Raw genomic sequence first — 10,472 nt, 5'->3', positions numbered from 1 at the left:
CCCCTGACACAGCGATTTTTCTCTTGCCGCCCCGCGCTTCCGGCCCCACCTTACGATGACTGCGGCATTTTGTCCGCCCGGCAGGCATCGGGCGCCGCAAAGGAGGGGGGAGGATATGGCATTTTCCGGCAACGCCAGAGCCGCGTTCCCGGCGCTGATGATACTGGCGCTGATGAGCCTGACACCCGCCCTCTGGCCCGCCACCCGGGCCACAGCGCAAACCCCGACCGCCGAGGCCCTTGGCAATGCCGAACGTGGCGCCGCTGTCTGGGAGGCCGAATGCGCCGCCTGCCATCTGATGGGGCCGGGCGCCGCACATGACATCGGCCCGCATCTGAACCGCCTGTTCGGGCGCCGGGCGGGCGCGCTGGAAAGTTTCGCCTATTCCGCCTCGATCCTTCGCATGGGGCGTGACGGGCTGTTCTGGGACATGCGCACCCTCGATGCCTATATCGCCAACCCCTATACGCTGGTTTCCGGCACGCGCATGGCCTATCCCGGGCTGGACGACGCCGGTGCGCGGGCTGACCTGCTCGCCTTCATCCGCCTGCATTCCGACATGCCCACCGACATCCCCGAAGCCGCCCCGACCGCCCGCCGCCTTGAGGTTGAACTGCCGCCCGAGGTGCTGGCGCTGCGCGGTGACCGGGAATGGGGCGAATACCTCGCCAGCGAATGCACCACCTGCCACCAACGCGACGGCGCGGCGCAGGGCATCCCCTCGATCACCCACTGGCCCGAAGACCGCTTCGTGGTGGCGCTGCATGCCTACCGCGAAGGGCTGCGCCCGCATCAGGTCATGCAATCGGTCGCCCGGCGGCTGACGGATGAGGATATCGCCGCGCTGGCCGCCTATTTTGCCACGATTGACGAATGAACAACCAACCGGAGGATTTCTGATGCACCTGAAAAGACGCACAATGCTGGGTGGCATGGCTGCTGCCGCCGCCTTCCTGTCCGCGCCCGTGGCACTGGGCCAGTCCCGGCCCCGCGTGGTGGTGATCGGCGGCGGATCGGGCGGAGCAACCGCCGCGCGCTATATCGCCCGCGACAGCGACGGCGCGATTGATGTCACGCTGGTTGAGCCGACGCGCAGCTATTACACCTGCTATTTCTCGAACCTCTATCTGGGCGGCTTCTGGGAACTGGCCGATCTGGGCCATTCCTACGGCACGCTCGCCGCGCGCCACGGCATCAACGTGGTGCATGACTGGGCCGTGGCCGTGGACCGGGACGCGAAAACCGTCGCGCTGGCGGGGGGCGGGGTGCTGCCCTATGACCGGCTCGTCCTTTCACCGGGGATCGATTTTGTCGAAGACAGTGTGCCGGGCTGGTCGATCGCCGCGCAAAACCGCATGCCCCATGCCTATAAGGCGGGCAGCCAGACCGAGCTTCTGAAAGCGCAGGTCGATAACATGCGCGCGGGCGGCACCTTCGCCATGGTCGCCCCGCCCAACCCCTACCGCTGCCCGCCGGGGCCGTATGAGCGCATCTCGATGGTTGCGCATATCCTCAAAGAGCGCAATCCGACCGCCAAGATCCTGATCATCGACCCCAAGGAGACCTATTCCAAGCAAAGCCTGTTCGAGGATGGCTGGGGCCGCCACTATCCCGGCATGATTGAGCGGATCGGCCCGGAATTCGGCGCGGACAACATCTCGGTCAACCCCGATGCGATGGAGGTTGATATCGACGGCACCATCGAGCAGGTCGATGTCTGCAATGTCATCCCCGCACAGAAGGCCGGGCGCATCGCCGAACTGGCCGGGCTGACCGCCGATTCGGGCTGGGCGCCGGTGGTGCCTGCGAACATGAAAAGCCGCATGGACGACAATGTTTATGTACTGGGCGATGCCAGCGCGCAGGGTGACATGCCGAAATCCGGCTTTTCGGCCAACAGTCAGGCCAAGGTGGCCGCCAATTCGATCCGCCACGAACTGACCGATTCGCGGCTGTTCCCGGCGCGCTATTCCAACACCTGCTGGTCACTGATCGGCACCGATGACGGGGTGAAAGTGGGCGCCAATTACGAGCCGACCGAGGAAAAGATCGCCAGCGTCGAGGGCTTCATCAGTCAGGTGGGCGAGGATGCCGAACTGCGCCGCCAGACCTATGAGGAAAGCATCGGCTGGTATAACGGCATCATCGCCGACATGTTCACCTGATGCGGTGACACCGGGTGGCGGGCGCTTTTGTGCCCGCCGCTTTCCGGTTCAGCCGGTCTCCACCTCGGTGCAGACCACCAGAATCCGCGCATCCTCGGCCCCGGTCGAGGCATAGAGATGGCCGCGCGCGCTGTCGAAATAGATACTGTCGCCCGCCTGCAGCGTGACCGGGTCGCGCCCTTCGGCATGAACGGTCACAGCGCCTTCCAGAACCAGCAGAAATTCCTGCCCGGGGTGGCGCACGAAATCGTCGAAATCAAGAATATCGTGGGCCTTGAGCGTGCCCATCATCGGCACCATCGCCTTGTTGCGGATTTCCGGAAACAGCATTTCATAGACGTAGTTGCGCGTCTCCTGCCGCCGGAAGGTGCCGCGCGGGGCGACAGTGAAGCTGCCGGGCGCAAAGGCCTCCCCTTCATTGGAAAAGAACTCGGCCATATCCACGCCGATACCGCGCGCGAGTTGCAGCATGCGGTCATAGGTCAGCGCCATCACCCCCCGCTCGGCCTTGGAAATGGTCGAGATCGCCAACCCCGAACGCTCGGCCAGTTCGGTCAGTGTCCAGCCGCGCGCACGGCGCAATTCGCGCAGGCGGCGGCCGAATTCGGCGCGCTGGCTGTCGGGGGTCTCAGCCGGGCTGTCGGGGGTGTCGGGTCTGTCTGGGGGCTGGATGCTCATGGTGACAGAGTAGACAAGGGCGTGGCCAAGGCAATGTTTTTCCGATACGAAAATTTTCTTTTCCGATAGGAAAATCGGTGCTAGCCTGATGTTTCAAAGCAGAGACGGATGGCGAAATATATGGAAAGCTGGGATGTGGCGGTCATTGGCGCGGGCATTGCCGGGGCCTCGGTAGCGGCGGAATTGGCCGCGCTCGGTGCGCGGGTGGTGCTGCTGGAACGTGAAGCGCAGCCGGGCTACCACACCACCGGGCGCTCTGCCGCGCTTTTCACCATCGCCTATGGCCCGCGCGTGATCCGGGCGCTGTCGCGCGCCTCGGCTGCGGCGTTTAATGCCCCGCCTGACGCCGCCCGCCCCCATCCGCTGCTGCGCCCGCGCGGCGCGCTGTTCATCGCGCGCGCCGATCAGGCGGCCTCCTTGGCCGCGCTGGCAGCGGAGCTGGGGAATGCCGCGCAACACGTCGACGCCGCAGATGCCCGCGCGCGCCTGCCGATCCTGCGCCCGGATTATGCCGCCGGTGCCCTGTTCGACCGCTCTGCCGCCGATATCGACGTGGACGCGCTGCACCGGCAGTATCTGCGCGCGCTGACCGCCCGGGGCGGCACCCTGCGCACCGGGGCCGAGGTTCTGGCACTGTCGCGCGACGGTGCAGGCTGGCGGGTAGAGACCCCGGCGGGCGCCCTGCACGCCGGTATCGTGGTCAATGCTTCCGGCGCATGGGCTGACGGGATCGCCGCACTGGCCGGTGTTGCGCCGGTGGGGCTGGTGCCCAAGCGGCGCACGGCGCTGCTGGTCGCGCCCCCTGACGGGCAGAACCCTGAAAACTGGCCGATGATCGTCGATGTTGATGAGCAGTTCTACATGAAGCCCGATGCCAGGAAACTGCTGCTGTCGCCCGCCGATGAAACCCCCTCACCGCCCTGCGATGCCCAGCCGGATGAGATGGATGTGGCCATCTGCATCGACCGCATCCAGACCGCGTTTGACCTGCCGGTGCGCCGGATTGACCATAAATGGGCGGGCCTTCGGTCTTTCGTGGCCGACAAATGCCCGGTGACGGGCTTTGCCCCCGATGCGCCCGGTTTCTTCTGGCTGGCCGGTCAGGGCGGCTATGGCATTCAAAGCGCGCCCGCCCTGGCGCGTGCCGCTGCGGCCCTCGCACTGGGCCGCGCCATCCCCGATGACATTGCGGCCGAGGGCGTCACTGCCGATGCCCTTGCCCCGCGCAGACAGGCGCTTGCAGCATGATCCAGCTCGTTCCCCTTGTCGGCCTCGTCCTGCTCGCCTCGGGGCTGGCGATTGCCTATGTGATCGGCGGCGCGACCGTTCTGGCGTTCATTGCAACCGACCAGACCCGCTTTCTGGCGATCCTGCCGCAGCAGATCTTCTCGAAAATCGATGTCTTCGCGCTGATGGCCATGCCGCTGTTCATTCTGGCGGGCGAAGTGATGAACCGGGGCGGCATCACCCGCGTGCTGATCAACCTGGCAATGTCGCTGGTGGGGCGGCTGCGGGGCGGGCTGGGGCATGTGAACGTGCTGACCAGCGTGTTTTTCGCCGGTATCTCGGGCTCGGCGGTGGCCGATTCGGCGGCGCTGTCGAACACGCTGGTGCCTGCGATGCGCGAGCGGGGCTATACGCTGAGCTATGCCGGGGCGATCACGGCGGCCTCGTCGATCATCGGACCGATCGTGCCGCCCTCTATCGTGATGATCTTCTACGGCGCGCTGATGGGCACCTCGGTCACGGCGCTGTTCATGGCGGGCATCATACCGGGGCTGTTGCTGGCGGCGGCGCTGATCGGCACCAACGCCTTTTTCGCCTGGCGCGATGACCACCCCCGCCTGACCCGCGAAGAAGTGCCGCGCTTCTTTCCTACGCTGCTGCATGCGCTCCCCGCGCTGCTGATCCCGCTGGTGATTGTCGGCGGCATCGTCTTTGGCCTGATGACCCCGACCGAGGCGGCCGCCGTCGCCGTGGTCGCCGCCGTGGCTGCAGGCTATTTCTATGAGGGGCTTGGCCCGCGCGGATTGCTGGAGGCCCTGCGCCGCACCGCCATGCTGTCGGGCGCGATCTTCATGATCATCGCCGCCGTCTCGGCCCTGGGCTATCTCGGCGCGCTGGAGCGCATCCCCGAGGCGATTGCGGCCTGGGTTGACGACATGGGCCTTGGCCCGCTGCAATACATGATCCTGCTCAACGTGATCTTTCTGCTGGCAGGCATGGTGCTGGATATCCCGGTGGCGCTGGCCCTGCTGGTGCCGCTGCTCGCCCCGGTGGCAATCGCGCAGGGCGCGGACCCGGTGCATCTGGGCATTATCCTGTGCTTCAACCTGTGCATCGGCCTGATCTCCCCGCCGCTGGGGGGCTGCCTGCTGGTGGTCTCCACCGTCACGGGGCTGAACTACTGGCGGCTGGCGCGCGCCGTCATGCCGTTTTTCCTGGTGCAGATCATTGTGCTGATCGTGCTGGTCCAGGTGCCCGCAATCTCGCTCTGGTTACCCCGGCAAATGGGGCTGATCGGCGGCTAGAACCGAATAAAACACCAACAGGAGAACCGAAGATGAAACCGATGAAAATGCTGGCCGCCACGGCGCTGGCGCTGGTGCTGGCAAGCACCGCGCAGGCGCAGGTGAAAATCGCACTCGACAGCCCCGCCGATCTGGAGGGCTCGGGCAGCTATGTCTGGGCACATGCCTTTGCCACCTATCTCAGCGAAAACGGGATGGCTGCCGAAGAATACCAGCGCGGCGCATTGGGCGGCGATGACGAGGTGTTCGATCAGGTCAGTCAGGGCCTGCTGGAAGTGGGCATGGCGCCGCTCAATATCGTGGCCTCGGTTGACCCGCTGATCTTCGGCCTGCGCCTGCCCTATTTCTTCGCCGATATGGAAGAGGTTGACCGCGCGCTTTATGACGGCGGCATGCTGGCGCGCATCAACGAAGCGACGACGCCTGCGGGGGTGCGCGTGCTGGGCGTCAATACCGTGGGCCCGGCGACCGGCATTTTCAACACCCGCCGCCCGGTAACCTCGGTCGAAGACATGGCCGGGCTGCGGATGCGCGCGCTTGATGAAAGCCAGATCGATCTTTTTGCCGCATGGGGTGCCGCAGGCACCATCGTCGCCTGGGCCGAGGTGCCGAACGCGTTGCAGACCGGCGTGGCCGATGGCTATCTGAACCCGGCCTTCGTGCCGCTGCTGTTCGGGCATACCGAGTTCATCAAGCATTTCACCGAGGCCGCCGTGTCGCCCTCGCTGCGCATCACCATCGCGTCGGAAGACTGGTATCAGGGCCTCAGCGATGAAGATCGCGCGACGGTCGATGCCGCGACCGAGGCCGCCGATGCCGCCAACCGCGCGTGGCTGGGCACGCAGGATGGCGTGATCGACCAGTTGATCGCCGCGGGTGTGGAAGTGGTGGAACTGACGCCCGAGGCGCGCGCCGCCTTTCAGACGGCCTCGGAGGCGACCTATACCAATGGCGTGCTGACCGCCGAGCAGATCGCGGAATGGGAAACCGCGATCGGGCGCTAGAGCCGATGCGCGCGCTTGCCCTTGCCCTTGACCGGCTGTCGGCGGCACTCAACAGCATCGCGCTCTGGGGCGCGGTGCTGGCGGTGCTGGTGATGGTCTATGCCGCCGGCTGGCAGGTCATCGCGCGCTACCTGCTGGATGCGCCCCCCGTCTGGACCGAAGAACTGGCGCGCCGCGCCATGGTCTGGGCCGGGATGCTGGGGGCCTCGGCGGCGTTCCGCGCGGGCGCCGACCCCTCGCTTTTCCCCAATATGGTGGAAATCCGCGGCAAGCTGGGGTTGTTACTGGCACTGATCCGGGCGGCAGGCGTGGCGCTGTTTGCCGCGCCGGTCCTCTGGTTCTCGCTCTATGGACCCAACATGAACATGGCGCGCGGCTTTCTGGGCCGCTCGCTTGACCGCACCGCCGAGATGATTCCGGTACTGATGATCTGGTTCACCGCCGCCGTGCCCATCGCTTTCGCGCTGATCGTGCTGCACATGCTGGCCGGGCTTGCCATGCGCCTGACCGACCCCGAGAATGAGACCCCCAAGGAACCCTCATGAAGCTCTTCATTGCCTGCCTTGCGACTGAAACCAACTCGTTCTCCCCCCTGCCCACCGGCTATGCGGGCTTTGCGGAAAGCGGCATCCACCACGGTACCGCCACCCAAGGCCCCCCCGATTACTGGACCGGCGCGCTGCATATCTGGCGCAAACGGGCCGAGGGGCGGGGCTGGCAGGTGGATGAGAGCCTTGCAGCCTTCGCCCAGCCCGCCGGGCCGACGGTACGCCCGGTCTATGAGGCCTTCCGCGAGGAAATCCTGAGCGACCTGCGCGCCGCAATGCCGGTCGATATGGTGCTGCTCCAGCTTCACGGCGCGATGATTGCCGATGGCTATGACGATTGCGAGGGCGACCTGATCGCCCATATCCGCGCCATTGCCCCCGATGCGAAAATCGGCGGGTTGCTGGACCCGCACTGCCACCTGACCGAGACGATGCTGACCGGGGCCACCGCACTGATCGCCTTCAAAGAATATCCCCATATCGACCTGCCCGCGCGCGCCGAAGAGCTGTTCAGCCTGATCGCGGATGCCGCCGAGGGCCGCACCAACCCGGTGATGCGCGACTATGACTGCCGCATCATCATGGCAATGCCCACGCCCGAAGGGGCAATGCGCGCCTATGTCGATGCGATGAGCGCGCGCGAAAGCGAGCCGGGTGTGCTGTCGCTGTCGCTGATCCACGGCTTTCCATGGGGCGACCATGAACGCACCGGCGCGCGGGCGCTGGCGGTGACGGATGGTGATGCGGATAGGGCGACGCGCATGGCGCGCGAACTGGGCGAGAAGCTGTTTTCTGAGCGCCACGCGATTTTCCAGCCGGTGCATGACATCCCCGCCGCGCTTGATATGGCAGCAGCCGCACCTGCGGGCCCGCTCGTGCTGGCCGATATGTCGGACAACGCAGGCGGCGGCGCACCCTCGGACGCGACCTTTCTGTTGCGCGCGATGCTGGAACGCGGCCTGACATCGATCGCGAGCGGGCTTTACTATGACCCGATGGCGCTGCGGGTGCTGCAGGACGCAGGCGAAGGCGCGACACTGCCGGTCCGGCTGGGCGGCAAATTCGGCCCCATGTCGGGCGACCCGCTGGATCTGGTGGTGACGGTGCGCAAGCTGGCCTCCGGCCTGACCCAGCGCTTCGGCAGCCTGCCGGTGGCGCTGGGGCAGATGGCTTGGGTAACGCTGGCCAGCGACAACAGCATTGATCTGGTGATCAATGATGCCCGCACCCAGACCTTCCATCCTGAGGCCTTCACCCAGCTTGGCGTCGACCTGTCCACCAAACGCCATATCTGCGTGAAATCCTCCAACCATTACCGCGCCGGTTTCGCCCCCATTGCCGCGCAAATCATCCCGGTCGCCACACCCGGCGCGATCACCCCTGACTTCAAAGCCATCCCCTACAGGAACCGCGCGCCCAACTACTGGCCCAAGGTCGAGGACCCTTTCGCATGACCAACCCGCTGATTGCCGCCCGCGATGCATTCGCCGCGCAAAACCCTGAAACCCGCATCACCCTGAACGGGCGCGACTGGGGGCTGACCGACACGGGATCCGGCAGCCAGACGCTGCTGTTGATCCCCGGCACGCTGGGGCGCGGCGATATCTTCTGGCAGCAGATCGAGGCACTGGCGCCACGCCTGCGCATTCTGGCCGTCAGCTACCCCGATGCGGGCGGGATAGCGAACTGGTGCGCCGATATGCTGACACTTCTGGATGAAAAAGGCGTCACACAGGCCGCAGTGCTGGGCTCATCGCTGGGCGGCTATCTGGCACAGACCATCGCCGGGGCCGCGCCCGCGCGCGTCAGTCACCTGTTTGCCGCCAATACCCTGCATTCGGTGCAAGGGCTGGAAACCCGCCCGCCCTATTCCGCCGATCTGGCCAATGCGCCGATTGAAACCCTGCGCGCGGGGTTCACCATGGCGATGCAGGCCTGGGGGGAAAGCCACCCCGATCAGGCCGATCTGGTGGAATTTCTGCTGGCCGAGGTCGGCGGGCGCATCACCGAGGGCGAGATGCGCGCGCGCCTCGCCGCGCTTAAACACGGGCCGGAACTGCCCGCCATAACCCTGCCTGGCGCGGCGCTGACAAGTATTGAGTCCACCGATGACCCGCTGATCCCGCCGCCGATGCGCGATGCCGTGCGCGCGCGCCTGCCGGGGGTCACGGGCTTCCGGTTTCTCTGGGGCGGGCATTTCCCCTATGTACTGCGCCCGCAGCTTTACACCAACCTGATTGCGGCGCGGCTGGGGCTGGAACCGCTGGCACCGGAATGGACAGAAAACGAGGTTCCTGAGGCATGAAGATACTCTCCAACGCCGATGTCGCGGCCCTCTTGCCCATGGCTGAAGCCATCGAGGTGGTCGATGCCGTGATGCGCGTGGTTTCGGCCGGCGGGGCGCAACTGCCGCTGCGCCACGCGGTGCCGGTGGGGGGCCGCAACATGATGGGGGTCATGTCCGGCGCGCTGGAAACGCCGCATTGCTACGGCGTCAAACTGCTCAGCCTGTTCCCCGACAACCCCGCGCGCGGCCTTTCCGGCCATCGCGGCGCGCTGGTCCTGTTCGAGCCGGAAACCGGCGGCGCCGTGGCGATGATGGACGCAGGCCTTCTGACCGCCATCCGCACCGCCGCCGCAAGCGCCGTGGCAACCCGCGCACTGGCCCGCCCCGATGCCACCCGCCTGACCATCATCGGCACCGGCGAACAGGCAGAGCACCACCTTGAGGCCATGCTGAGCGTCCGCCCGGTCCGCGCGCTGCATGTCGTGGGCCGCCGCGCCGAAAAAACCGCCGAATTCGCCCGCCACGCCGCCGCGCGCTATCCTGCGCTGACAATCACCCATGGCATCGATGTGCAGGAAGGTGTGCGCGGCGCGGATATCCTCTGCACCGTCACCAGTTCGGCCACGCCGGTGGTGATGGGCGACTGGCTGGAGGAAGGGCAGCATCTGAACGTGGTCGGCGCCTCGATCCCGGTCAAGCGCGAGATCGACGACAAAGCCGTGCTGCGCGCGCAGGTCTATACCGATTACCGCCCCTCGTTCTTTGCCCAGGCGGGCGAGATCGTTGAGATGATCAAGGCAGGAACCCTGGATGAGGCGCATCTGAAGGCCGAAATCGGTGAAGTTCTGGCCGGTCAGGCGCCCGGGCGACAGCAGCGTGAGGCGATCACCCTCTACCGCTCGCTGGGCGTCACCGCGCAGGATCTGGCGGCAGCGCAGCATGTGCTGACCCGCGCCATCGAAGACGGGCGCGGACAGGACGTGCATTTCTGACGCAACGGCGCGGCAACGGAGCCGCTCCCGCCCGTCTTCGCATCGCGGCTGCGCCGCAACCCTCATCCCGTTTGGCGGGGCCGCGCGGCATCCAAGGGATTCGCCCCCTTCTTTTTCAGATGTAAGGGGGGCTTCGCCCCCTCTGGGCCTGCGGCCCATTCACCCCCGCGTATTTCCGGCAAGATGAAGGGGGGCGCGGCGCCCCCCTTTCACCTGTTCAGAAATATCCCGGGGGAGGCCGTTTTGCGCAGCAAAACGGGCGGGGGC

10 protein-coding genes are annotated in these 10,472 nt (G+C 66.2%); 9 read left to right on the top strand and 1 reads right to left on the bottom strand.

Annotated features, from left to right (window positions below; all coding sequences use genetic code 11):
- Nucleotides 1–115 precede the first annotated feature (115 nt).
- Both V7Q53_RS18050 and V7Q53_RS18045 read left to right on the top strand, forming a co-directional pair.
- On the top strand, nucleotides 116–877 hold the full coding sequence (locus V7Q53_RS18050; protein ID WP_333830135.1) for a c-type cytochrome: 762 nt from the start codon (nucleotides 116–118) through the stop codon (nucleotides 875–877).
- A gap of 22 nt (nucleotides 878–899) precedes the next feature.
- Nucleotides 900–2,165, top strand: a complete 1,266-nt coding sequence (locus V7Q53_RS18045; protein ID WP_333830134.1) for an NAD(P)/FAD-dependent oxidoreductase — start codon at nucleotides 900–902, stop codon at nucleotides 2,163–2,165.
- A 48-nt stretch (nucleotides 2,166–2,213) separates the two neighbouring features.
- Here the strand turns inward: V7Q53_RS18045 and V7Q53_RS18040 are convergent, their stop codons facing one another.
- The gene (locus V7Q53_RS18040) at nucleotides 2,214–2,843 is read right to left on the bottom strand and encodes a helix-turn-helix domain-containing protein (protein WP_333830133.1); all 630 of its coding nucleotides are present in this window, start codon (nucleotides 2,841–2,843) and stop codon (nucleotides 2,214–2,216) included.
- 108 nt (nucleotides 2,844–2,951) lie between these two features.
- Between V7Q53_RS18040 and V7Q53_RS18035 the strand changes: the two genes are divergently transcribed.
- From V7Q53_RS18035 to V7Q53_RS18005, 7 genes are read left to right on the top strand one after another with little or no spacing between them, the layout of a single operon-like run.
- On the top strand, nucleotides 2,952–4,091 hold the full coding sequence (locus V7Q53_RS18035; RefSeq protein WP_333830132.1) for an NAD(P)/FAD-dependent oxidoreductase: 1,140 nt from the start codon (nucleotides 2,952–2,954) through the stop codon (nucleotides 4,089–4,091).
- Nucleotides 4,088–5,374, top strand: a complete 1,287-nt coding sequence (locus V7Q53_RS18030) for a TRAP transporter large permease (protein WP_333830130.1) — start codon at nucleotides 4,088–4,090, stop codon at nucleotides 5,372–5,374. The genes V7Q53_RS18035 and V7Q53_RS18030 overlap by 4 nt, the downstream gene beginning before the upstream one ends.
- Before the next feature lie 32 nt (nucleotides 5,375–5,406).
- A complete protein-coding gene (locus V7Q53_RS18025) occupies nucleotides 5,407–6,378 on the top strand; it encodes a TRAP transporter substrate-binding protein (RefSeq protein WP_333830128.1) in 972 nt (323 codons plus the stop codon).
- Entirely contained in the window at nucleotides 6,354–6,923 is a 570-nt protein-coding gene (locus V7Q53_RS18020; protein ID WP_333830126.1) for a TRAP transporter small permease, read from the top strand. The genes V7Q53_RS18025 and V7Q53_RS18020 overlap by 25 nt, the downstream gene beginning before the upstream one ends.
- The gene (locus V7Q53_RS18015; protein ID WP_333830125.1) at nucleotides 6,920–8,380 is read left to right on the top strand and encodes a M81 family metallopeptidase; all 1,461 of its coding nucleotides are present in this window, start codon (nucleotides 6,920–6,922) and stop codon (nucleotides 8,378–8,380) included. Before V7Q53_RS18020 ends, V7Q53_RS18015 begins: the two co-directional genes overlap by 4 nt.
- A complete protein-coding gene (locus V7Q53_RS18010) occupies nucleotides 8,377–9,231 on the top strand; it encodes an alpha/beta fold hydrolase (RefSeq protein ID WP_333830124.1) in 855 nt (284 codons plus the stop codon). The genes V7Q53_RS18015 and V7Q53_RS18010 overlap by 4 nt, the downstream gene beginning before the upstream one ends.
- Nucleotides 9,228–10,205 (top strand): ornithine cyclodeaminase family protein, encoded by a 978-nt coding sequence (locus tag V7Q53_RS18005; protein WP_333830122.1) that lies wholly within the window; start codon nucleotides 9,228–9,230, stop codon nucleotides 10,203–10,205. The genes V7Q53_RS18010 and V7Q53_RS18005 overlap by 4 nt, the downstream gene beginning before the upstream one ends.
- Nucleotides 10,206–10,472 lie beyond the last annotated feature (267 nt).

Origin of the sequence: Pararhodobacter sp. (genome assembly GCF_036802785.1) — a bacterium.
In the GTDB taxonomy this organism is placed as follows: Bacteria; Pseudomonadota; Alphaproteobacteria; order Rhodobacterales; family Rhodobacteraceae; genus Pararhodobacter.
This window is presented reverse-complemented; position numbering and strand designations above follow the sequence as displayed.

Bases quoted from the DNA above. Each gene is read 5' to 3' on its own strand.
- V7Q53_RS18050 (WP_333830135.1), top strand. From the start codon at position 116: ATGGCATTTTCCGGCAACGCCAGAGCCGCGTTCCCGGCGCTGATGATA.
- V7Q53_RS18045 (WP_333830134.1), top strand. From the start codon at position 900: ATGCACCTGAAAAGACGCACAATGCTGGGTGGCATGGCTGCTGCCGCC.
- V7Q53_RS18040 (WP_333830133.1), bottom strand. From the start codon at position 2,843: ATGAGCATCCAGCCCCCAGACAGACCCGACACCCCCGACAGCCCGGCT.
- V7Q53_RS18035 (WP_333830132.1), top strand. From the start codon at position 2,952: ATGGCGAAATATATGGAAAGCTGGGATGTGGCGGTCATTGGCGCGGGC.
- V7Q53_RS18030 (WP_333830130.1), top strand. From the start codon at position 4,088: ATGATCCAGCTCGTTCCCCTTGTCGGCCTCGTCCTGCTCGCCTCGGGG.
- V7Q53_RS18025 (WP_333830128.1), top strand. From the start codon at position 5,407: ATGAAACCGATGAAAATGCTGGCCGCCACGGCGCTGGCGCTGGTGCTG.
- V7Q53_RS18020 (WP_333830126.1), top strand. From the start codon at position 6,354: ATGGGAAACCGCGATCGGGCGCTAGAGCCGATGCGCGCGCTTGCCCTT.
- V7Q53_RS18015 (WP_333830125.1), top strand. From the start codon at position 6,920: ATGAAGCTCTTCATTGCCTGCCTTGCGACTGAAACCAACTCGTTCTCC.
- V7Q53_RS18010 (WP_333830124.1), top strand. From the start codon at position 8,377: ATGACCAACCCGCTGATTGCCGCCCGCGATGCATTCGCCGCGCAAAAC.
- V7Q53_RS18005 (WP_333830122.1), top strand. From the start codon at position 9,228: ATGAAGATACTCTCCAACGCCGATGTCGCGGCCCTCTTGCCCATGGCT.